The following is a 21,565-nucleotide window of genomic DNA, read 5'->3' as shown; positions in this document are numbered from 1 at the left end:
GTCATTGAAAACGCTGCTCCAGCATCCGCAGGCAGGCGCCAAGGCCCATGGCCGCGCCGCCCTTGGGGCGCCCGGGCCGTGCCGTGGCGTTCCAGGCATAGAGGTCAACATGCGCCCAGGGCGTTCCCTCGGGCACGAAATGTTCGAGGAACAGCCCGCCCACGATAGCGCCCGCGAAACCGCCTTCGGCATTGTTGTTGAGATCGGCTACGGTCGAGCTGAACATGCTTCGATAGGGCCGCCAGAGCGGCAGGCGCCACAGCGGATCCTCGCAGGAATCGGCTGCCGCCAGCAGCGCATCCGCAAGCCTGTCGTCATTGGCGAACAGGGCCGGAAGGTCGGGGCCAAGGGCAACGCGCGCCGCCCCGGTCAGGGTCGCGAAATCGAGGATGAGATCGGGCTTCGCTTCCGCCGCCAGAGCCAGCGCATCCGCCAGCACCAGCCGTCCTTCGGCATCGGTGTTGCCCACTTCCACGCTCAGCCCCTTGCGGGTTGCGATGACGTCTCCGGGGCGGATCGATTCGCCGGAGACGGCGTTGTCGACAGCGGCGATCACCAGTTTCAGCCGCAGCTTCGGCCTGCTGCTGCCGGCGAGGCCCGAAAGCCGGGTAATGACAAGGCGGGCAAGCGCCAGCGCATGGGCCGCGCCGCCCATGTCCTTCTTCATCAGCGCCATGGAATTGCCGGGTTTCAGGTTGAGGCCGCCGGTATCGAAGCAGACCCCCTTGCCGACCAGTGCGACCAGCGGGTGCGAAGGATCGCCCCAGTCGAGCGTGATGATGCGCGGCCGCCGGGGCGAGGCGCGGCCCACGGCGTGGATGGCGGGGAAGTTGCGGTCCAGAAGCGCCTCGCCGGTCACGACATCGAAGCGCGCGCCATTGGCTTCTGCCAGCTTCCTGACTTCCGCTTCCAGCTCCGCCGGGCCCATGTCCTCGGCCGGGGTATCCACCAGGTCTCGGACGAGGGCGGCCGCTTCGGCTTCGGCCAGGGCCGGGGCAATGGCGCCGACATCGCTGACAAGCAGCTGGCGCGGGCCACGCGGGTTTTCCGCCTTCCTGTAGCGGGTGAAGCCATGCTGGCCCATCAGCCAGCCATGAAGCGCAACGGCAGGCACCGGCCCGGCCAGCCGGTAGCGGCCTTCGGGCAGATGGCCGAGCGCCGCCGCAAGCGTCCAGCGCCCGGCTTCAGCCTTGTCGCCAAGGCCGATGGCGACGGACCAGTCCTCTCCATTGCCGCCGGGCAGGAAGACGGCGCTGTCCTCCCGGCCGCGGAAACCGGCTGCCGCCACGGCCGCGCGCGCCACCTGCGGCAGGCTGGCGACAAGATCCTCGAGGCCCGATGCCGGCACCAGCCTGAGCATGCGGGCTTCCTCACCCTGGTCAGGCGCGATCAACCGTCCGAAATCCGTCATCAGCGCATGAGCCTCGCGGCAAGGGGGGCATGATAGGTGAGCACGCCACTTGCGCCGGCGCGGCGGAAGGCCGTGAGGATTTCGAGCACGACCCGGTCGCGGTCGAGCATGCCGGCGGCGGCTGCGGCTTCCACCATGGCATATTCACCCGACACGCAATAGGCAAAGACCGGCACGTCGAAGCGTTCGGATACGCGGCGCACGATATCGAGATAGGGAAGGCCGGGCTTCACCATCACGCTGTCCGCGCCCTCGGCGATGTCGAGGGCGACTTCCCGCAGGGCCTCGCGGGCGTTGGCGGGGTCCATCTGGTAGCTTTTCTTGTCGCCCTTCAGATAGCCGCCGGCGCCCACGGCATCGCGGAAGGGGCCATAGAAGCCGCTGGCGTATTTTGCCGAATAGGCCATGATCTGCACATCGGAATGGCCGCTTTCCTCAAGTGCTGCGCGAATGGCGGCGACGCGGCCGTCCATCATGTCGGACGGGGCGACGATGTCGGCCCCGGCACGCGCCTGGTTGAGCGCCTGCCCCGTCAGCACTTCGACGGTGGCATCGTTCAGCACATGGCCCGTCGCATCGACCAGCCCGTCATGGCCGTGGCTGGTATAGGGGTCGAGCGCGACATCTGTCAGAAGCCCGACATTGACGCCCGCATCCCGGATCACCTTCAGGGCCCGGCAGACGAGATTGTCCGGGTTCAGCGCTTCAGCACCATCGGCGCTGCGTCGTTCGGCTGGCGTGTAGGGAAAGAGGGCCAGGGCCGGAATGCCAAGGTCTTCGGCTTCGCGGGCCAGATCCGGCAGGCGATCGACCGAATGGCGGAAGACGCCGGGCATCGTCGCAATCGGCTCTGCTTCGCCCACGCCTTCGCGCACGAAGATCGGCCAGATCAGATTGTCAGGGGAAAGCCGGGCTTCCTGCACCATCGCGCGCGACCATGGGGCGCGCCGCAGCCGCCGCATCCGGGTTCCGGGAAAACGTCCTTCAGTCATCATTTCCGCATGTAGCGCGGGCCGCGTGCCTCCGCTAGCCTTGGTATATGCCTGAAAGCCGAGGGAAGGCCGGGGGAAAACCCGCGCGGGGCCGTGATGCGTCGGACCGGAACGCCGGCCTTTTCGCCGTCGATGAACTGGAAGCGCTGCTTGTGCTCAGGGCGAAGATGGGCGAACCCATCAGCTATGGCGAGGTTTTCCGCTGGTTCGGCATGCCGTTCCAGCGCTTTCAGGTGGGGCATCTGTGCGCCGCCCTCGAAGAGGTGGATGCGCTGCAGCGCGGGCGCGGCCTGCCCGAACTGGCCTCGCTTGTCGTGCGCCAGTCGGACGGGCTGCCGGGGCAGGGATGGTGGCTTTCCAAAGGGCACGACCCGTGGGAAGGTGCATTCGTGGGGCCTGAAGCCGCCGCTTTTGTGAGGCGGCATCAGCAGCGGGCCTGTGATCAATGGAATGACGCGAAGGGGAGGGACGAGAATGGCTGAATTCCTGCTTGTGCACGGGGCGTGGCATGGCGGCTGGGTGTGGCGCGATGTGGCCGAGGGGCTGCGCGCGCGCGGCCACAAGGTGTTCACGCCTTCGCTGACAGGCCTGGGTGATCGCGCCCATCTGCTGACGCCCGGCACCGGCGTCGACCAGCACCGGCAGGATATTCTGGCCATCATCGAAAGCGAGGAACTGCGCGACGCCGTCCTTGTGGGCCACAGCTATGGCGCCAGGCCGACGGCGCTTGCCACGGCGCATCCTGCCGTCAGGGCGTGGATCTCGCTCGACGGGGTGCATGTGGAGCCTGGCACCGGCCTGCTGGATGGCGCGCCGCCCGAAGCGCTGGAGGCGATGAAGGGCACATTGGTGGGCGGGCTTGGTTTGCCGCCGCTTCCGGCCGAGGCCATCGGCATTCCAGCCGATCATCCCGGGCATGACTGGGTGAACCGGCGGCAGACGCCCATGCCGTGGCGTTGCCTCGAGGAAAAGATGCCGCTGCTGCCCGACCGTTTCGCGGACCTGCCGAAAACCTATGTGCGGGCGCTTGGCAACACGCTCGATGCACCGGCCATGGGCGCGATCGAGGCGCGGGATTCCGGCTGGCCGGCCATCGACATCGATTCGGGCCATGACCTGCCCGTGACGGCCGCCGAAGAAACGATCGAGGCGCTCGACAGGGCGGCGCGCGCATGAGCGGCGAACCGCACGCCGCGTCTGCAGCCGACCGTTTCGCGGCCCTGCTCGAAGCCGGGGACCGGGACGGGCTGATCGACCTGATGGACGCGGAGGCGTGGTTCGGCTGCCCGGCGCATGTCGAGCCGCACACGGGTCGCGATGTCGCCCATTTCATCCTGTGCCAGTGGCTTTCGGTGCTGGAGGATATCGCCATCACGCCCGCCGGGCCGCATGATGGTCGCAGCCCGGCCCTTTACCACTTCACCGCAACAGCCGAAGGCCGGCCCTGCGAAGGCGTGTTCCGGCTGGAAGGCAGGGAATCGCATGACCGGGAATCGAGGGGCCAGATCACCGGGATCACCCTGATGCTGCGCCCGCTGGTGGCCCTTGAGGCAGCCAGCCATGCGGTCCACCTACGGCTGGAACGTCACTCGGGCGGGGCCTGATCGGGCACCCGCCCGCAGCGGCCTTCAGGCTGCGAAGCCGAGATAGCCGAGCTGGGCTGCCTTGAAGATGGTCTGGCTGCGGTTAACCGCGTCCAGTTTTTCGCCCGCATTCTGGATATGGAACCGTACCGTGGCATGGCTGCGCCCAAGGATCATCGAGATTTCCTTGTCGGTCTTCCCGATGGAGGCCCAGCGCAGGCATTCCACCTCGCGCTTGGTCAGCTGGCAGTCGGCGGGAAGCCACTGCCTCGTCCGCAGCGCCTTGACGCAGCCGGCGATGTAGCGATGCGTCAGCAGGGCCAGTTCGTCGGCATGCTCTTCATATTCGGCGGAAAGATCCGTCTGGTCCGCGTGGCTTGCATTGAAGGTCGCCATGCCGATCTGGCCGAAGGGCAGGTGCACGGGGATGACGATGGCCGCCTTGGTGAAGGCGCGCTTCTCGAAGTTGGCAAGATCGATCGCATCGAGATAGCGATTGTGCTGGCGGGTGCGGAAGCCGTCGGCATTGGCCCAGAAGGGTTCGGATTCATAGCGGCAGGCGCGCGGCAGCGGGGAGGAAAGCGCCAGGCGTGTATCGGCCCACCAGCGTTCATTGGGGGCATTCCAGCCGAAGACTTCCGAGGCAAGGATCGCGCCGTCCTCATCCATGAGGGGTGTCTTGCTGGCGATATTGTCCGCGACTGCCACGCGCAGGTTGGCGCGCGCCCATGCAATGTCGCGCAGGGCTTCCGCTGCGGGGCGTATGTCAGCCACCGAGCGGATGATCATCCGTGAAATCTCTTCCTTGAGGCTTGTCCTGCCTTCTCCCATGCGACTCTCCCAGGCGGCCCCTGCCTGATGGGTGTCCGGCATCTCCCACGCCGGTCCCGGGGCATTCCGCCGGTGCCTGCTTACGCGTCATCGCGTATATTGCAAGTGCCTGAGCGCCACTCGAAAGCGCGGCTTGCGGTCGACGGCGGCAGCGGCCAGCATCCATGCCGCACTGATCATGATCCCTTTGGAGGGATTGCTGCGGAGGAAGACGAAACATGAATGCAACCGAGACGGTAGAGGCTTTCATCTCGAAACTGAACGCGATGGAGCTGGATGCGGCCTGGTCTCTGCTGGCGCCGGACGTGGTCTATCACAACATCCCGATGGAGCCGGTACATGGCCGGGCGATGGTGAAGGCCGTCTATGACAACATCCCGATGGAGGGACTCGAGTTCATCAACACCGCCATCGCCGCCACGCCGGACGGCAAGGTCCTGACAGAGCGGGTCGACCGCTTCTTCATGAAGGGCGGGCACAAGGTCGAGCTTCTGGTGATGGGAACCTTCGAGGTGAAGGATGGCCTCATCACCCACTGGCGCGACTATTTCGACATGGCCCAGTGGAAGGCCCAGATGGCGCCGCAGGGCTGAAGCCCCGGGCGCCATCCCGGCCCGCCGGTGTCAGCGCGCGGCGGCTTCCTTCTCCGGCCCGACGCCCATTTCTTCGAGAAGGTGGCCGGCTCCGTCCATCTTCTCCATCACCCACAGCATGTAGCGGGCATCCACTGCGATGGTGCGGTTGGTCGCATCATCCACCTTCCAGTCCGAGAGCATGCCCTCGATCGTGCCATCGAAGGCAAGACCCACCAGTTCGCCACGCGCGTTGAGCACCGCCGAGCCGGAATTGCCGTTGGTGATGTCGGTGGTGGAGAGGAAGTTGACCGGCAGCGTGCCGAGCGCGGGCGAGGCCCAGCGGCCCCAGTCACCGGCCCGCACCTTTTCCAGCAGGGCGGGCGGCGCGTTGAAGGGTTCCTCGCCCTTTTCCTTTTCAAGGAGGCCGCGGGTCGTGGTGAAGGCCGTCCAGGCCTTGCCATCCTCGATCGCGCGCCCGGCAACCTTGCCCCAAGTGAAGCGCAGCGAGCCATTGGCATCAGGGTAGAGCAGCCGCCCTTCGGAGGCCGCATGCGTCTTCACGGCCTCCATATAGGCAACCCGCGCCGCGTGCAGGCGTCCCTCCCGCTCGCGTGCGCGCTCTTCGCCCATCATGTCGGCGGCATAGGCGGCCACCGCCACCTGGATGAAGGGGTCGTCCGAGGCGGCGAAGGCTTCCACCGGCCGGTCGAGCCAGGCCAGCCTTTCGGCCCTGTCCGCAAGGCGGGTGCCGGCGTACAGTCTGTCGAGCCCGCGTTCAGCGATGGCCTTTTCGAGTGCGAGGTTGCGCTGGCCCTCAGGAAGTTTCCCGACTTCGCGCAGCGCCTGTTCCAGCATAAGCCCGTCGATCCGCGCCACATATTGCCGGTCGATCAGGCTCAGCCGGTCGATGAGCGCCTGCCGGTCCCGGTCCTGATAGCCGGGGGCGCGCTTTTCATCTGGCAGGGCGCGCTCATTGGCCCAGCGGAACAGGTCGCGCGCGGCCCGCAGCAACTGCGCGCGGTCGAGCGTCTGGTTGACGATGCGGGCGCGGCTGGCGGCCAGTTCCCCGGCGACCGCCGCATCATAGTCGGCGATGGCGCGCGCATGCGTGCGCCGGTTCGCGGGCCGTGCCGCCCAGTCGGCGAGTTTGCGGTCATCGGCTTCCTTGGTGGCCAGCAGGTTGGTGGCCGCGGCCATCTCCATCTGGCCGAGGATCTTCTTCTTGAAATTGTCCGACCGCTTCTGGAGCGAGGCGGTGGCGATGCGCTCTGCATCCGTCTTCGCTTCGCGGGTGATGAGATCGGAATGCTCGGCCAGCAGCCTTTGCTGCAGCGGGTAGATGTCGGAATAATAGGCGCGCGTCTCTCCGGCCGTGCGGTAACGCTCCGTCACGCCCGGGAAACCGGCGATCATCACGAAATCGCCCTCTTTCAGGTCGCTGGTGGCGATCTTCAGATGGGCGCGCGGGCGATAGGGCACGTTCGCCGCGTCATGGCCGGCGGGCGAACCATCAGGGGCGACATAGGCGCGATAGAAGCTGTAGTCGCCCGTGTGGCGGGGCCACTGCCAGTTGTCCACTTCGCCGCCATAATTGCCGACGCTGCCAGCCGGCGCATGCACCAGCCGCACGTCGCGGATTTCCAGCATCTTCTGGAGAAACCATGTGCCGCCGCCGAAATAGGCGCGCACGTCGCAGCGCCGTCCTGCCTCGGCCTCGCAGGCGCTGATGAGGTTCTTGCGGTTGCGGTCAATGAGGTCGGTGCGGTTCTTGCCGGTCACCTTTACCGTCACGCCGGACAGAACCGCCGCCGTCACGTCGCGCAGTTCCTCTATCACAAGGATGCGGGCGCCCGGTGCGGCTGGCAGTTCCTCGGCCCTTGTGCGGGCAAGGAAGCCGTTCGTCAGCAGGTCGCGTTCGGGGCTGCTGTTGTACTGGATGGAGCCATAAACGCAGTGGTGGTTGGTCGCGACCAGCCCTTCGGGGCTGACGAAGCTGGCCGAGCATCCGCCAAGCGAGGCGATGGCGTTCATCGGGGCGGCGCCAAGGTCGGCGAGCGCCGCCGCCGGAATTTCGAGGCCGTCCGCCTTCAGCCTTTCGGCCAGAAGCGGCGCCTGGGACGGAAGCCACATCCCTTCGGCGGCGACTGCCGGAAGGGCGGGAAGAGCGGCAAGGGCGAAGCCGAGCAGAAGATGTGCGCGCATGTGAAGCCTTTGACTGGGCCGCCGGATCGGGCAGCTATGCATGCATGTCTGATAGACGCGATGACATGGCCGAGGCAACGCAACCGGACCTGCCCGGGGCCATCGCGGGGTGGTTCGCTTCCCGCGGGTGGCGGCCGCGCCGCCACCAGCTGGAGATGCTGCAGGCAGCACGCACCGGACGGCATGCGTTGCTGGTGGCCGCCACGGGGGCGGGCAAGACCCTGGCCGGGTTTCTGCCGGTGCTGGCGGATGCGGCCCTTCATCCCGGCCGGCCGGGCCTGAAGGCCATCTATGTCTCGCCGCTGAAGGCGCTTGCCGCCGATGTCGGCCGCAACCTGATGGCGCCCATCGCCGGCGCCGGCCTGCCCCTGCGCGTGGAAAGCCGCACCGGCGACACCAGCGCAGACAGGAAGCGTCGCCAGCGCACCGACCCGCCCGACATCTTGCTGACGACGCCGGAAAGCCTGTCGCTGCTTCTCAGCTGGCCCGATTCGGCCGCCCTGCTCGGCAGTGTCGAAACGCTCATCATCGATGAAATCCACGCCTTCGCCACCACGCGGCGCGGCGATCTTCTGGCGCTGGCGGCGGCGCGGATGCGGGCCATGAACCCGGCGCTCAGGCTGGTGGGCCTATCCGCCACCATCGCCGATGCCGACGCCATGGCTCGCTGGCTGGCGCCGGGGGGAAATGTGGCGCTGGTGCGGGGCGAGCCGGGCGCTCCGCCCGACATTTCCATCCTCGTGCCCGACGGGCGCATCCCATGGTCGGGGCACAATGGCCGCCATGCCGCACGCGACGTGATGCGCCTCATTGATACATCGCGTCAGGCGATCGTGTTCGTGAACACGCGGGCCATCGCCGAACTTGTCTTCAACGACCTGTGGGCGGTCAATGACCAGGCCCTGCCTATCGGCATCCACCATGGCTCGCTCAGCGCCGAAGCCCGGCTGAAGGCCGAAGCGGCGCTGGTTGACGGGCGGCTCCGGGCTATTGTCGCGACCTCAAGCCTCGATCTCGGGATCGACTGGGGCGACGTCGATCTCGTGGTGCAGATGGGTGCGCCCAAGGGCGTCGCGCGGCTGCTGCAGCGGGTCGGCCGCGCCAACCACCGGCTGGAGGAATCCTCTCGCGCGGTGATCGTTCCCGGAAACCGCTTCGAATATCTGGAAGCGCTCGCCTGCCTCGATGCAGTGGCCGCCGGCGAGCTTGATGGCGAGGCGCACCGGCCGGGCGCGATCGATGTGCTTGCCCAGCATGTCATGGGGGTGGCATCGGCCGGCCCGTTCGGAGCCGATGCCCTGTTTGCCGAAATCAGGATGGCGGCACCCTATGCCGGCCTTCCACGCAGCACCTTCGACCGGCTGCTCGCCTTCGCGGCGACCGGGGGCTATGCTCTCGGCGCCTATGACCGCTTCCACAAGCTGGTCGAAGGCCCGCCGGGCCATTGGCGGCTGGCACATCCGAAGCTGGCGGCACAGCATCGCCTGAACGCGGGCGTGATCGTGGAAGCTCCGGCCATGACGGTGCGGCTGGGGCGCGGCCGGGCGCTCGGCACCATAGAGGAATGGTTCGGAAGCCAGCTTCGCATCGGCGACCGCTTCCTCTTCGCCGGGCAGGTGCTGGAACTGGTGCAGTCGACCGAGACGGACCTGCATACCCGTCTGGCGCGGGGCGAACCGTCCGTTCCGGCCTATGTCGGCGGGCGCATGCCGCTCAGCACCAATCTCGCCCGCCGGGTTCAAGGCCTTCTGGCGGATGACAGCCAGTGGGCGCGCATGCCGGCCGATGTGCGCGAATGGCTCACCTTGCAGAAACAGCTGTCGGAGCTTCCCGGGCCGGGCAAGCTTCTGGCCGAGACCTTCGCCCGCGATGGCCGCCATCACCTCATCCTCTACGGGTTCGAAGGGCGAAACGCGCACCAGTCCCTCGGCATGCTGCTGACCCGGCGGATGGAGACTCTGGGGCTGAAACCGCTGGGCTTTCTTGCCAGCGACTATGTGCTGGGCCTGTGGGGGCTGGAGCCGTTCGACGATCCGGCCGCCCTGTTTTCAGGCGCCATCATGGCCGATGAACTGGAGGAATGGATCCGCACGACGCCTTTCCTGAAGCGCGCCTTCCGCGATGTTGCGGTGATATCGGGGCTGGTGGAACGGCAGCAGCCGGGCCGGCGGCGTAGCGGCCGCTCCATCGCCTTCTCGACCGACCTCATCCACGATGTGCTGCAGCGCCACGAGCCGGGCCATATCCTGCTCGAAGCCGCCCGGGCCGAGGCGGGCAACCGCCTGACGGACCTGGACCGGCTGGACGCGCTGGTGCGACGGGCGCGCACGCAACTGGTCGTGCGCCACCTCGACCGCGTCAGCCCGCTCGCTGTTCCGGTGCTGCTCGACATAGGCCGTGAAGGCGTGCGCGGCGAAGCCGAGGAAGCGCTTCTGGCGGAGATGGCAGGGGCCTGACAGATCGCGCTGTCATCAAAGCGCAACTTTTGCGTCACCTTAGTGTCACGCGATTGAAACCCAACTGAAAGCTGCGCGCAACCAAGCTGCAATGCTTGCAGCCTAGTGAGACGCCGCCGCACCGGCACGGGCCGGGGAAGCGGACCGGATTCGCACCTTACACGCCAAGGGGAATACCATGTCTCAATTTCGCGCCCTGCTTCTCATCGGCTCGGCCATGGCGCTGGCCGCCTGCAGCGGAGCAACCGACGTCGCCTCTCCCGGCGACGGCGTGATCGTCTTCCCGCCGGCGCCCACGCCCACGCCCACCCCCACGCCGACCCCGACCCCCACGCCGACGCCGCCCACCGGCCCGGCCGAAAGCTGCCCCGCCGGCACGTCGAACGTCGGCATCATTGCCGATCTGCGCAATTGCCAGGTCTCGGGCACCATCACGGGCAACCTCGTCCTCGAGAACCTGCCGGGCGTGATCTACTCGGTCTCGGGCGGTGTCCGCATCGGTCGCGATATCGGCGGCGATGGCCAGAAGCCCGGCGGCGCGCAGGGCATCCTCACCATCGAGCCGGGCGTCGTCCTCTTCGGCTCCTCGGGCGGTGACTTCATTCTCGTCGAGCGTGGCTCGCAGATCTTCGCCGAAGGGGCGGCCGACAAGCCGATCGTGCTGACCAGCCGCCAGAATGTCGAAGGCACCACCAACGACGATTCGATCGGCCAGTGGGGTGGTCTCGTCATTCTCGGACGCGCGCCGATCCACACCTGCATCGGTGCGGGAATCGTTGGCGGCAGTGTGGACTGCGAAGCCCAGATCGAAGGCGCCAACGGCCTTTACGGTGGCGCTCTGCCGACCGACAACTCCGGTCGTCTGCGCTATCTGCAGGTGCGTTACGCCGGCTTCGAGGTTTCGCCCGGCAACGAACTGAACGGCATCACCCTGGGTGGCGTCGGCTCGGGCACCTTCATGGAGAATGTCCAGGTCCACAACGGCTCCGATGATGGCGTCGAATGGTTCGGCGGCCGCGTCAACAGCCGCTACCTCGTCGTGACCGGCGCCGATGACGATTCGCTCGACACCGACCTCGGCTATCGTGGTTTCAACCAGTTCGGCCTCGTGCTGCAGCGCTCGACCGGCGGTGACCGCGTGATCGAGGGTGAAACCTCGGGTAATGACCTGCGCACGCCGCGCTCGCGTCCGGTCTTCACCAACTACACTTTCGTCGGCAATCGCACGCCTGCCGCCCTGCTGTTCCGTGGCGGCACCGATTACCGCATCTACAACAGCATCGTGACGGCTCCGGGCGCATGCTTCCAATATGCCAACCCGCAGACGATCGCGCCGGCCGATGCCGCCATCCAGGAAGAAGGCCCGCCGGTCGTTGCCTCGACCTTCATGGCCTGCGCCGGTGGTGCGGCGGCAGCCGGCACGGGCATCACCCAGCAGCAGATTCTCGATCTGCTCACGGGCAACAACAATGTCCTCGACGGCACCAGCACGCTGATCGACGGCATTTTCCCGGGCGCCAATGAACTGGCCGTCACGCCGTTCGCGGTGTCGGGCTACAACAGCTACTTCACCGACACGACCTATGTCGGCGCCTTCCGCGACCAGAATGACCGCTGGTTCGCTGGCTGGACCTGCGGCCTGCCGGGCACGGTTTCGTGCACCGCGGCAGCCCTGCCGATCAACTGAACCTGAAAAGCGCCGGGGGTGGCGTTTGCGCGCCACCCCCGCACTCATGATGTCTGCCCTGCGGTTTCAAGGCCGCTTTCACCTCCGGGGAACCCAGATGACCAATTCCACTCTGGCGAAGCTGCTTCTGGCGACGACCGCACTTCATGCCGCACCGCTCCTGGCACAGCAGGCTCCGCAACAGGCGCAAGAGGCGCCGGCCGCCCAGGAGGCCGAGCCAGAGGATGATGTCGATGTGTCCGCGCCGGGTGCCGGTTCCTTCGGCAGCGGCGATATCGTCGTCATCGGGCGCAACATCCCCAACCCCATTCGCGCCACGCCGTCCGTCGTCTCGCTCCTGTCTGCTGCGGATCTCTCGCGCACGGGTGAAGGTGACATCGCCGGCGCCCTGAAGCGCGTGACCGGCCTGTCGGTCGTCGGCGGCAAATATGTCTATGTGCGCGGCCTTGGCGAACGCTATTCGCTCGCGCTTCTGAACGGTCTTCCCATCCCCTCTCCGGAACCGCTGAAGCGCGTTGTCCCGCTCGACATCTTCCCGACGGACCTTCTGGCCTCAACGCTGGTGCAGAAAAGCTACACTGCAAACTATCCCGGCGAATTCGGCGGCGGCGTCATCAACCTGACGACCCGCGCCGTGCCGGATGAGGCGTTCCTGAACGTTTCCGCCTCGGTGTCGGGCGACACCGTCACCACCGGCCAGCTCGGCTACACCTATTTCGGTTCCCGCAGCGACTGGACCAGCTTCGACAGCGGCACGCGCTCCGTGCCCACGCCGCTGAAGGGCGCGCTGGGCGCCGGCAAGCTGATCGGGATCAGCAATTATTCGCTCGATGAGCTGAAGACGATCACGGCCAGCCTGTCGAACGCGCGCACCAATCTCATCCAGCGCAACGACACCATCCCGGCCAACATGTCGGTCGGCTTCACCGCCGGCAACGCCTGGGACATCGGCGAGGATCGCCTCGGCTTCGTGCTGTCGGCCAACTGGTCGAACAACTGGCAGACCAAGGATGGCCTGCAGCAGACGACCCTTGGCATCTCGACCGATGCCGATGGCAATGAAATCGTCTTCCCCGACCAGGATTACCGTTTCCTCTCGACCGAAAACCGCATCCAGCTGAACGGTCTGCTCGGCATCGGCTACGAGTTCGGCGAGAGCAAGCTGCGCTTCACCAACCTCTACATCCGCGATGTGCTGAAGGAAGCACGCATCCAGGCCGGTATCGACGATGTGAACGTCGGCGAAGACCCGGTGAACCGCAATTATACCAGCTGGTTCGAGCGTCAGCTCTTCTCCTCCTCGCTCGTGGGCGAGTTCCGCTTCGGCGACCTCAGGCTCGACGTGCGCGGCACCTATGCCAATTCCCGCCGCGACAGCCCCTATGAGCGGGTGAACAGCTATCGCCTCGACCCGGTCACCAATTCCTATTTCAACGACCTGCGGACCAACGGCACCTCTTCCACCATCGCCTTCTCCGAACTTTCGGACAATGTGTGGGCGGGCGGCGTCGACCTCGGCTACAGGCTGCCGACGGAGCGCCCGGTCTCGGTCTCGGCCGGTTACGCCTATACCGACAACAGCCGCTCCGCGAGCCGACGTGATTTCCGTTATCAGTCCGATGGCGCCCTGCCTGCCGGTGTCAGCCAGCAGCGGCCGGACTATCTTCTGTCGGATTTCAACGTCTACGCCTACGACATCTACATCAGCGAAACCTCGGGCGCGGCCGGCCTTGCCGCCTATGATGCGGCGCTGACCGTTCACGCCGGCTATGGCCAGGTGGAAGCGGAAGTCGCCGATGGCGTGAAGCTGACGGCGGGTGTGCGCTATGAGGATGGCCGCCAGTCGGTCACGCCGCTCGACCTGTTCGGCACGGGCGCCGGCCAGCTGCTTTCCAGCCGCATCGAAGCCGATTACTGGCTGCCGGCCGGCACGCTGACCTGGAACTTCGCCGAGGACATGCAGCTGCGCCTTGCGGCATCGAAGACCATCGCCCGCCCGCAGTTCCGCGAGCTGGCGGCCCAGCAGTATCTCGATACCGACACCGACCGGACCAGCTTCGGCAACCCCTATCTCGTCGATTCCGAACTGCTGAACTTCGAAGCCCGCTACGAATGGTATATCGGCCGTGACGAGCGCTTCCAGCTAGGGGGCTTCTACAAGAAAATCGATCGCCCGATCGAAGTGGTCTCCTTCCAGCAGGGCGGCACGCTCTTCACCACCTTCGCCAATGCGCCCGAGGCCGAGCTTTACGGCATCGAGGCAGAGGTTCAGAAATATTTCCACATCGCCGACGAAGGCCTGTTCGCCGGTCGCCGGCTCTTCACCACCGCCAACTACACCTTCACCAATTCCAAGCTGAAGGTCGGCGAGGGTGATACCACGCGCCCCGTGACCGGCAATGGCGCCGATGCCCCGGCCAGCGACTATTTCGTCAATGGCGCGCCGCTCACCGGCCAGTCGGACCATGTGGCCAACTTCCAGATCGGCTTCCAGCATGAGGACAGGCTGTCCGAACAGACGCTGATGCTGACCTATGCGTCCGATCGTGTGTCGCAGCGTGGCCCCAACGGTACGCCCGACCTGACCGAACGCCCCGGCCTGCGGCTTGACCTTGTCGTGCGCGAGGAAATCGAGATCGGCAGCCTGCCGATGGAGATGAAGCTCGAAGTCCGCAACATCACGGGCACGGAATTCAAGGAATTCCAGCGTCTTGGTGACAGCATCATCTACAACAACCGTTATGATGTCGGCACGAGCTTCTCCTTCGGGCTGACAGCGAAATTCTGATTATCCGGTTGATTTCAGTCCTTCCGGAATACTGAAAGGGGGCGGCCGGTGACCCGGCCGCCCCCTTCTTTTCGCCAGAGGCTTTTCCTGAAAGTTGCTGTCAGGCCTTTCCGGTGGCGCCGCACAAGTCGATGCCCGGCCTGGCGTCCGTGCCTGCCATTGCGGCACAGGCGATTACTGCCGATTCGAACTGGCTGGCGGCTTTTTCCCAGCTGTAATCGCGGGCGCGGGCGATGGCGGCTCCGCGCGGAATGGTCAGGGCCCTGCCAATGGCGCGCGACAGGTCCCTATCCAGCGCGCCGGCAAGGCTGTCGCCCAGGATGTCGAGCGGGCCGGCAACCGGATAGCCGGCAACCGGCAGGCCGGAAGCCAGTGCTTCCACCAGCACCAGGCCGAAGGTATCGGTGCGACTGGGAAAGACGAAGATGTCTGCCCCGGCATAGGCACGCGCAAGCGCTTCACCCTGAAGCGCGCCCAGGAACAATACCTCGGGGTGGCGCGCCTTCAGTTCGGCGAGGGCCGGTCCGTCGCCGACGACGACTTTCGATCCCGGAACCGTGGCTTCGAGAAAGGCGGAGATGTTCTTCTCCACCGCCACGCGGCCTACATTCAGCAAGATGGGGCGGGCAAGGCCATGATAGGCATCCGGAGGGGGAAGGCCGGGGCGGAAGGCAGCTAGGTCCACGCCGCGCGACCAGATCTGCGTATGCGTCAATCCCTGCCCGGCCAGCTCCGCAGCCAGGCGCGGCGTCGCCACGAGAATGGCGCGCGCGGCCCCGTGAAACCAGCGCAGGTACCGCCAGCTCAGGCTGCGCGGCAGGCGGAAGCGGGCGTGGAGATAGTCTGGAAAGCGGGTGTGGAAGCTGGTGGTGAAAGGGCGCGCGGCCTTCAGGCAATGGTGTCGCGCCGCAAGCCCCAGGGGGCCTTCGGTGGCGATGTGCACCGCTGCATTGCCGGCTTGCGCGATCAGCCGCGCGACGGCGCCGGGCGTGGCGCACGCCAGGCGGATTTCCGGGTAGGTGGGGCAGGGCAGGGATGCGAAGCGGTCCGGCGTGATGGCCGTCACCGTCCAGCCGCGCTGTTCCAATATATCGGCAGTGGTGCGCAGGGTGCGGACCACGCCGTTTACCTGCGGGCTCCAGGCATCCGATACGAGGACGAGGTGCTTCATGCAGCGGCACCGGCGCCCGCCTTCAGGCGCGGCTTCACGGCCTGGCCGGCAGCAGCCTCGGCGCGCACAAGGGCTGCCCAGTCCAATATCTCCAGATGGCCGTCGGCATGCTCCACCAGCGCAGTGCAGCTTTCCACCCAGTCACCGTCATTATAGTAGGTGATCTCGCCGAACTGGCGGATTTCTGCGCAATGGATGTGGCCGCAGACTACGCCATCGGCGCCGCGTTCCCGCGCGGCATGGGCGACGGCCTCTTCGAAGCGGCAGACATATTCGACCGCGTTCTTCACCTTTTTCTTCAGATAGGCGGAAAGCGACCAGTAGGGCAGGCCGAAGAGGCGGCGACAGGCATTGAAGGCCCGGTTCAGCTTCAGCAGCGCGACATAGGCATGATCGCCCAGGAAGGCGAGCCAGCGCTGGTAGAGCACCACGCCATCGAATTCGTCGCCATGCAGGACCAGCAGGCGCCGGCCGTCGGCGGTGACATGCAGCGCTTCCGGCCGGATCTCGATGTCGCCGAAGCCGAGGCCTATGAAGTCGCGCAGCACTTCATCATGGTTGCCGGGGACATAGACGACCCGCGTGCCCTTGCGCGCCATTTTCAGCACGCGGCGCACGATGTCATTATGGCGTGTCGGCCAGAACCAGCCCCGTTTCAGCCGCCAGCCGTCGATGATGTCGCCCACCAGATAAAGTGTCTCACACTCGATCGACTTCAGGAAATCGAACAGCAGGTCCGCATTGCAGCCCGGCGTGCCCAGGTGCGTATCGGAAATGAAGACCGTCCGCAGCTTAAGCCGCTTGCGCGGCGCATGTTCGTCAGGCCCGTCGATCCATGCGGGAAGCAGGGTAACAGGCGGCGGTGGGGGTGGGAAGCTATCGCCCCGGGGGTGCTCAAGCGGTGCGCGGGCAACTGTGGCCATGGGGAGTCCCTTTCCAGAAAGGGGGTGGCTCGGTTGCCTTATTCTCCTAGTGGCCGGGCATGACTTTCCGGTGACGGTGCCGTTGCGTCCCTGTTACAGCCCTTCTTCCCTCAGCGGCCGGTTGAGAAGCCGCTCGACCGCTTCGGCTGCTGTCAGCCGGCCTTGCAGCAGGTCTGTCACAGCTGCCGAGATCGGCATGTCGACTCCGGCCTTTGCAGCCGCCTCCATCAGGACAGGCGCCGTCGCGGCCCCTTCGGCCACGGTCGCCTTGCCGGCCAGCGCCTCGGCTGCCGTCTGGCCCCGGCCCATGGCCATGCCCAGCGCCATGTTGCGCGATTGCGGGCTGCCGCAGGTGAGAACCAGGTCGCCCAGGCCCGAAAGCCCGGCCAGCGTTTCGGCGCGACCGCCGCGCGCCACGGCAAAGCGGGTCATTTCCGCGAAGCCGCGCGCGATGAGAGCGGCGCGCGCGCTTTCGCCAAGGTCTGCGCCCACCACCACGCCGCAGGCGATCGCCAGCACATTCTTCACCGCGCCGCCGATCTCGGCCCCGGTCACGTCGTCGGAGGCATAGGGCCGGAAATGGGGCCGGGCGAGGGTTTCGGAAAGGCTGCGGGCAAGGGCGATGTCATCGGCGGCCAGCGTGACGGCCGTCGGCTTTCCTGCAGCAACCTCGGCGGCGAAGCTCGGCCCCGAAAGCACGGCGATCGGCGAATGCGGCGCGATTTCGCGGGCGACATCGGCCATCAGCCGGCCTGTCCCGGCCTCGATTCCCTTGGCGCACAGCACAAGGCAGGTCTGGTGCGTGACCGGCGTGGCCTGCAAGACGCTACGCATGTGCTGGGCGGGCGGCACTGCCAGCCACAGCCTGCTTGCAGCAAGCGCGCCGGCATCGGTGGTTGCGCGGATGCGCGGGCTGAGCGGGATGCCGGGCAGGAACGGGCGGTTCTCATGCGTGCTGTTGATGGCTTCGGCAACAGCGGCCTCGCGCACCCAGAGCAGCACGTCGGCTTTCATGGCCATGGTCTGGGCAAGGGCAGTGCCCCATGCGCCGCCACCGATCACCGCGATTGTTTCGGTCATGCCTTCACTCCAGCGCCGCGCACGGGTTCAGCCGCCGGGTCGAGCGGCCAGCGCGGGCGCGCTTGCGGGTCGGCATCCGGCGTGAGGCCAGCGGCGATCCGTTCTTGCGCCGCCCATGCGATCATGGCCGCATTGTCGGTGCACAGCCGCAACGGGGGGGCAATGAAGGGCAGGCCATGGGCGGCGGCCAGCCGTTCCAGGGTTGTGCGGATGGCGCTGTTGGCGGCCACGCCGCCTGCCACCACAAGGGCGCTTGCCTCGGGCATGGCGCGGATGGCGCGGCGGGCGCGGTCTTCGAGGCAGTCGCACACGGCTTGCTGGAAGCTGGCGGCGATGTCGGCTGTTTCGTGCCTGCCTGTTTCCGTGGCCCGCAGAACCGCTGTCTTCAGGCCGGCGAAGCTGAAATGCGGCTCGCCCGAGCCGATCAGCGGGCGGGGCAGGGGCACCGCCTTCGGGTTGCCCGCCATGGCGGCGCGCTCGACAGCCGGGCCTCCGGGAAAACCGAGGCCCAGCATCTTCGCGACCTTGTCGAAGGCTTCGCCGGCGGCGTCGTCGATGGTGGTGGCAAGGCGGCGGTAGCGGCCCACGCCTTCCACTGCGATCAGCTGGCAATGGCCGCCCGAAACCAGCAGCAGCAGATAGGGAAAGCCAAGGCCGGGATCGACGAGGCGCGGTGAAAGGGCGTGGCCTTCCAGATGGTTGATGCCATGTAGCGGCTTGCCGGACGCGAAGGCGAGCGCCTTGCCGGTGACAAGACCCACCATCACGCCCCCGATCAGGCCGGGGCCGGCGGTGGCCGCGATGGCGTCCACATCCGCGAGGGTGACGCCCGCTTCGGCCAGCACGGCTTCCAGCATCGGGGCCAGCCGCTCGGCATGGGCGCGCGCCGCCAGTTCGGGCACAACGCCGCCAAAGGGGCGATGCTCGGCTTCCTGGCTGGCGATACGCTCGGCGAGGATGCGGCGGTCGTCCGTCACCAGCGCGACCGCCGTTTCATCGCACGAGGATTCGATGCCCAGTACCAGTGTCATCAGTCTTGCGGCGAAGCGCCACCGCTCCCTTCCGGCCCGGGCGCATCCGTGGGCTCGCCCGTTGCATCGCCGGCAGCGTCGGCAGCGTCGGCAGGGGTGGCGTCGGCTTCGTCATCGCCTTCATCGGCGCTTTCGCGGATTCGCGCGGCCGAAACGACATGTTCGCCTTCCGCCACGCGGAAGATGGTGACGCCCTGAGTCGCGCGCCCGGCGATCCGGATGTCGGCGACACGCGTGCGGATGAGCTTGCCCTGGTTCGTCACCAGTATAAGCTCCTCGCCCGGTTCCACCGGGAAGCTGGCGACAACCAGCCCGTTGCGCTCCGATGTGTCGATGTTGACGATGCCTTTGCCGCCCCGGTTTGTGCGGCGGTATTCATAGGCCGAAGAACGCTTGCCATAGCCATTGGCGGTGATGGTCAGGATGAACTGCTCGCGCTCGGCCATCAGGGCGTAGCGTTCGGGCGCCAGCCCCTCTGCCCCGGTGCCGCCGCGCCATGCGGGGGCCTTCATGTAAAGCTCGCGCTCTTCCGTCGTGGTGCCCACCCGCTTCAGGACGGACATGGAAATCACCGCGTCGCCTTCCTCGAGATCCATGCCGCGCACGCCGGTCGAGGTGCGGGACTGGAATTCGCGAACGGCTGTCGCCTCGAAGCGGATGGCCTTGCCCGAGCGTGCGGCGAGAAGAATATCCTCGCTCTCGTGGCAGAGCGCCACGCCGATCAGCCGGTCATCGCTGCCATCCTCGAAGCGGATGGCAAGCTTGCCGTTGGACGGCACATTGGCGAAGGCATCCATGCTGTTGCGCCGCACCTGGCCCTTGGCCGTTGCGAACATGACATGGAGCTGGGCGAGTTCCGCCTCGTCTTCGGGAAGCGGCAGAACGGTGGCGATGCTTTCGCCCGGATCCAGCGGCAGCAGGTTCGCCATGGCCCGCCCCTTGGACTGGGGCGTTCCCTCCGGCAGCTTCCATACCTTCATGCGATAGACCTTGCCGAAGGTGGAAAAGAACAGGACGGGCGCGTGGGTGGAGGCCACGAACAGCTCGGTAACGGTATCCTCTTCCTTCGTCGCCATGCCCTGGCGGCCCTTGCCGCCACGATGCTGGGCGCGATAGCTCATCAGCGAGACGCGCTTGATCCAGCCCGAAAGCGTGACCGTGACGACCATGTCCTCGCGGGCGATGAGATCCTCGTCCTCCACATCGTCGGCCATCACCACTTCCGAGCGGCGCGGGTTCGCGAACTGGTCGCGCACCTCGATCAGTTCCTGGCGCAGCACTTCCACGAGGCGCACGCGGCTGGAAAGGATGTCGAGAAGGTCGGCGATCGTTTCGGCCAGCTGCTTCAGCTCGTCGCCGATCTCGTCGCGGCCCAGCGCCGTCAGCCGGTGCAGGCGCAGGTCGAGTATGGCGCGCACCTGCAGTTCCGACATGCGGTAGGTGACGGCGGTGAGGTCCTCGCCCGAAAGCTCCAGCTCGGCGTCATCCACAAGCTTGAGATAGGGTGCGATCTCGCCCACCGGCCATTCGCGCGCAAGCAGGGCTTCCCGCGCCTGGGCCGGGGTGGCCGAACCGCGGATGATCGCCACCACTTCGTCGAGGTTGGAGACGGCGATGACAAGGCCGAGCAGCAGGTGGGCGCGATCACGCGCCTTGGCCAGCAGGAACCGCGACCGTCGCTGGATGACGTCTTCGCGGAAGGCGATGAAGGCCTCGATCACATCGCGCAGCGACAGCTGCTCGGGCCGGCCGGCGCGCAACGCAAGCATGTTGACGGCGAAACTCGATTGTGCCGGTGTATGGCGCCACAGCTGGTTCAGCACCACTTCGGGCACGGCATCGCGCTTCAGTTCAAGCACGATGCGCACGCCTTCGCGGTTGGATTCGTCGCGAAGGTCGGACACGCCCTCGATCCGCTTGTCCTTCACCGCCTCGGCGATCTTTTCCACCAGGCCGGCCTTGCCCACCTGATAGGGAATTTCCGTCAGCACGATCTGCTGTCCGGTGCCACGGCGCTCTTCCAGCACGTGGCGGCTGCGGATGAGGATGGAGCCGCGCCCCGTCGTCATCGCGCTGGCGATTCCGCCGGTGCGCAGGATCAGGCCGCCGGTCGGGAAATCGGGGGCGGGCACATGTTCCATCAGCGCTTCGGCGCTGATCGCCCTGTCATCCAGATAGGCGAGGCAGGCATTGACCACTTCGCCCAGATTGTGCGGGGCGATGTTGGTGGCCATGCCGACGGCAATGCCATTGGCCCCGTTCACCAGCAGGTTGGGGAATCGGGCCGGGAGAACCGATGGCTCGCGTTCCTGCCCGTCATAGTTGGGCACGAAATCGACTGTATCCTTGTCGAGATCGTCGAGAAGGGTTTCGGCGGCCTTGGAAAGCCGCGCCTCGGTGTAGCGCATGGCAGCCGGGGGGTCCGGGTCCATGCTGCCGAAATTGCCCTGGCCGTCGATCAGCGGCAGCCGCATCGACCAGTCCTGCGCCATCCGCGCAAGGGCATCGTAGATCGCGCTGTCGCCGTGCGGGTGATATTTACCCATCACGTCCCCGACGATGCGGGCCGACTTGCGGAAGGGCTTGCCCGAGGTGAAGCCATTTTCCTGGCTGGCGAACAGGATGCGCCGGTGAACAGGCTTCAGGCCGTCGCGCACGTCGGGCAGGGCGCGGGAGACAATGACCGACATTGCGTAGTCGAGATAGGAGGAGCGCATCTCGTCCACGAGGCTGATGGGCGCGATGTCGGAGCCCGGCGCCGGGGCTTGTGGTTCGATGGTGTCGGTCATGGATTGTCCCTAGAACAACTTGGGCTTCCGTCAAAGTCGGCAGCTC

Annotated in this window: 16 protein-coding genes; 7 read left to right on the top strand and 9 right to left on the bottom strand. The window is 66.6% G+C overall.

Annotated features, from left to right (window positions below; genetic code table 11):
• Nucleotide 1: 1 nt before the first annotated feature.
• Nucleotides 2-1,411, bottom strand: coding sequence for a leucyl aminopeptidase family protein (locus ACUJ46_RS08745; protein WP_445390084.1), 1,410 nt, complete (start codon nt 1,409-1,411; stop codon nt 2-4).
• A complete protein-coding gene (gene hemB, locus ACUJ46_RS08740; RefSeq protein ID WP_445390083.1) occupies nt 1,411-2,403 on the bottom strand; it encodes a porphobilinogen synthase in 993 nt (330 codons plus the stop codon). The genes ACUJ46_RS08745 and hemB overlap by 1 nt, the downstream gene beginning before the upstream one ends.
• Nucleotides 2,404-2,450: 47 nt before the next feature.
• On the opposite strand from hemB, the gene ACUJ46_RS08735 reads away from it, so the two are divergent.
• Genes ACUJ46_RS08735 through ACUJ46_RS08725 form a run of 3 tightly spaced genes read left to right on the top strand, consistent with a single transcriptional unit; the run spans nt 2,451 to nt 4,007 of the window.
• Nucleotides 2,451-2,885 carry a ribose-phosphate pyrophosphokinase gene (locus ACUJ46_RS08735; protein ID WP_445390082.1) on the top strand — a complete coding sequence of 145 codons (435 nt, stop codon included), beginning with the start codon at nt 2,451-2,453 and terminating at the stop codon, nt 2,883-2,885.
• Complete coding sequence (locus ACUJ46_RS08730) at nt 2,878-3,579, top strand: alpha/beta fold hydrolase (protein ID WP_445390081.1); 702 nt, start codon at nt 2,878-2,880, stop codon at nt 3,577-3,579. The genes ACUJ46_RS08735 and ACUJ46_RS08730 overlap by 8 nt, the downstream gene beginning before the upstream one ends.
• Entirely contained in the window at nt 3,576-4,007 is a 432-nt protein-coding gene (locus ACUJ46_RS08725) for a hypothetical protein (RefSeq protein ID WP_445390080.1), read from the top strand. Before ACUJ46_RS08730 ends, ACUJ46_RS08725 begins: the two co-directional genes overlap by 4 nt.
• Nucleotides 4,008-4,031: 24 nt before the next feature.
• On the opposite strand, the gene ACUJ46_RS08720 is transcribed toward ACUJ46_RS08725, so the two are convergent.
• Nucleotides 4,032-4,817 carry a helix-turn-helix transcriptional regulator gene (locus ACUJ46_RS08720; protein ID WP_445390079.1) on the bottom strand — a complete coding sequence of 262 codons (786 nt, stop codon included), beginning with the start codon at nt 4,815-4,817 and terminating at the stop codon, nt 4,032-4,034.
• A gap of 218 nt (nt 4,818-5,035) precedes the next feature.
• Here ACUJ46_RS08720 and ACUJ46_RS08715 point away from each other — a divergent pair, with 218 nt between their 5' ends.
• Nucleotides 5,036-5,410, top strand: coding sequence for a limonene-1,2-epoxide hydrolase family protein (locus tag ACUJ46_RS08715; RefSeq protein WP_445390078.1), 375 nt, complete (start codon nt 5,036-5,038; stop codon nt 5,408-5,410).
• Nucleotides 5,411-5,440: 30 nt separating this feature from the next.
• Here ACUJ46_RS08715 and ACUJ46_RS08710 read toward each other — a convergent pair whose 3' ends face one another.
• Entirely contained in the window at nt 5,441-7,594 is a 2,154-nt protein-coding gene (locus ACUJ46_RS08710) for a S46 family peptidase (RefSeq protein ID WP_445390077.1), read from the bottom strand.
• A gap of 44 nt (nt 7,595-7,638) precedes the next feature.
• Between ACUJ46_RS08710 and ACUJ46_RS08705 the strand changes: the two genes are divergently transcribed.
• From ACUJ46_RS08705 to ACUJ46_RS08695, 3 genes are all read left to right on the top strand, one after another.
• Nucleotides 7,639-10,050, top strand: coding sequence for a ligase-associated DNA damage response DEXH box helicase (locus ACUJ46_RS08705; protein ID WP_445390076.1), 2,412 nt, complete (start codon nt 7,639-7,641; stop codon nt 10,048-10,050).
• Between the two features lie 178 nt (nt 10,051-10,228).
• Entirely contained in the window at nt 10,229-11,737 is a 1,509-nt protein-coding gene (locus ACUJ46_RS08700; RefSeq protein WP_445390075.1) for a hypothetical protein, read from the top strand.
• A 97-nt stretch (nt 11,738-11,834) separates the two neighbouring features.
• Nucleotides 11,835-14,525 (top strand): TonB-dependent receptor domain-containing protein, encoded by a 2,691-nt coding sequence (locus ACUJ46_RS08695; RefSeq protein WP_445390074.1) that lies wholly within the window; start codon nt 11,835-11,837, stop codon nt 14,523-14,525.
• Nucleotides 14,526-14,625: 100 nt separating this feature from the next.
• Here the strand turns inward: ACUJ46_RS08695 and ACUJ46_RS08690 are convergent, their stop codons facing one another.
• From ACUJ46_RS08690 to gyrA, 5 genes are all read right to left on the bottom strand, one after another.
• On the bottom strand, nt 14,626-15,696 hold the full coding sequence (locus tag ACUJ46_RS08690) for a glycosyltransferase family 4 protein (RefSeq protein ID WP_445390073.1): 1,071 nt from the start codon (nt 15,694-15,696) through the stop codon (nt 14,626-14,628).
• Nucleotides 15,693-16,619, bottom strand: a complete 927-nt coding sequence (locus ACUJ46_RS08685) for a UDP-2,3-diacylglucosamine diphosphatase (protein ID WP_445390072.1) — start codon at nt 16,617-16,619, stop codon at nt 15,693-15,695. Before ACUJ46_RS08685 ends, ACUJ46_RS08690 begins: the two co-directional genes overlap by 4 nt.
• Before the next feature lie 93 nt (nt 16,620-16,712).
• On the bottom strand, nt 16,713-17,699 hold the full coding sequence (locus ACUJ46_RS08680) for an NAD(P)H-dependent glycerol-3-phosphate dehydrogenase (protein WP_445390071.1): 987 nt from the start codon (nt 17,697-17,699) through the stop codon (nt 16,713-16,715).
• Nucleotides 17,696-18,730: a tRNA (adenosine(37)-N6)-threonylcarbamoyltransferase complex transferase subunit TsaD gene (gene tsaD / locus ACUJ46_RS08675; protein WP_445390070.1), complete on the bottom strand. Its 1,035-nt coding sequence runs from the start codon at nt 18,728-18,730 to the stop codon at nt 17,696-17,698. Before tsaD ends, ACUJ46_RS08680 begins: the two co-directional genes overlap by 4 nt.
• A complete protein-coding gene (gene gyrA / locus ACUJ46_RS08670; protein WP_445390069.1) occupies nt 18,730-21,519 on the bottom strand; it encodes a DNA gyrase subunit A in 2,790 nt (929 codons plus the stop codon). The genes tsaD and gyrA overlap by 1 nt, the downstream gene beginning before the upstream one ends.
• Between the last annotated feature and the right edge of the window lie 46 nt (nt 21,520-21,565).

This window comes from Sandaracinobacteroides sp. A072 (assembly GCF_052616365.1).
Note: the sequence above shows the minus strand (reverse complement) of the source record. Positions and strands in the feature narration are given on the sequence as shown.

What these genes read in the sequence shown, in the direction of transcription:
- hemB (WP_445390083.1), bottom strand. Translation starts at nt 2,403, where the DNA reads ATGACTGAAGGACGTTTTCCCGGAACCCGGATGCGGCGGCTGCGGCGC.
- ACUJ46_RS08725 (WP_445390080.1), top strand. Translation starts at nt 3,576, where the DNA reads ATGAGCGGCGAACCGCACGCCGCGTCTGCAGCCGACCGTTTCGCGGCC.
- ACUJ46_RS08690 (WP_445390073.1), bottom strand. Translation starts at nt 15,696, where the DNA reads ATGAAGCACCTCGTCCTCGTATCGGATGCCTGGAGCCCGCAGGTAAAC.
- ACUJ46_RS08705 (WP_445390076.1), top strand. Translation starts at nt 7,639, where the DNA reads ATGTCTGATAGACGCGATGACATGGCCGAGGCAACGCAACCGGACCTG.
- gyrA (WP_445390069.1), bottom strand. Translation starts at nt 21,519, where the DNA reads ATGACCGACACCATCGAACCACAAGCCCCGGCGCCGGGCTCCGACATC.
- ACUJ46_RS08735 (WP_445390082.1), top strand. Translation starts at nt 2,451, where the DNA reads ATGCCTGAAAGCCGAGGGAAGGCCGGGGGAAAACCCGCGCGGGGCCGT.
- ACUJ46_RS08730 (WP_445390081.1), top strand. Translation starts at nt 2,878, where the DNA reads ATGGCTGAATTCCTGCTTGTGCACGGGGCGTGGCATGGCGGCTGGGTG.
- ACUJ46_RS08700 (WP_445390075.1), top strand. Translation starts at nt 10,229, where the DNA reads ATGTCTCAATTTCGCGCCCTGCTTCTCATCGGCTCGGCCATGGCGCTG.
- ACUJ46_RS08695 (WP_445390074.1), top strand. Translation starts at nt 11,835, where the DNA reads ATGACCAATTCCACTCTGGCGAAGCTGCTTCTGGCGACGACCGCACTT.
- ACUJ46_RS08680 (WP_445390071.1), bottom strand. Translation starts at nt 17,699, where the DNA reads ATGACCGAAACAATCGCGGTGATCGGTGGCGGCGCATGGGGCACTGCC.
- ACUJ46_RS08710 (WP_445390077.1), bottom strand. Translation starts at nt 7,594, where the DNA reads ATGCGCGCACATCTTCTGCTCGGCTTCGCCCTTGCCGCTCTTCCCGCC.
- ACUJ46_RS08715 (WP_445390078.1), top strand. Translation starts at nt 5,036, where the DNA reads ATGAATGCAACCGAGACGGTAGAGGCTTTCATCTCGAAACTGAACGCG.
- ACUJ46_RS08745 (WP_445390084.1), bottom strand. Translation starts at nt 1,411, where the DNA reads ATGACGGATTTCGGACGGTTGATCGCGCCTGACCAGGGTGAGGAAGCC.
- ACUJ46_RS08685 (WP_445390072.1), bottom strand. Translation starts at nt 16,619, where the DNA reads ATGGCCACAGTTGCCCGCGCACCGCTTGAGCACCCCCGGGGCGATAGC.
- tsaD (WP_445390070.1), bottom strand. Translation starts at nt 18,730, where the DNA reads ATGACACTGGTACTGGGCATCGAATCCTCGTGCGATGAAACGGCGGTC.
- ACUJ46_RS08720 (WP_445390079.1), bottom strand. Translation starts at nt 4,817, where the DNA reads ATGGGAGAAGGCAGGACAAGCCTCAAGGAAGAGATTTCACGGATGATC.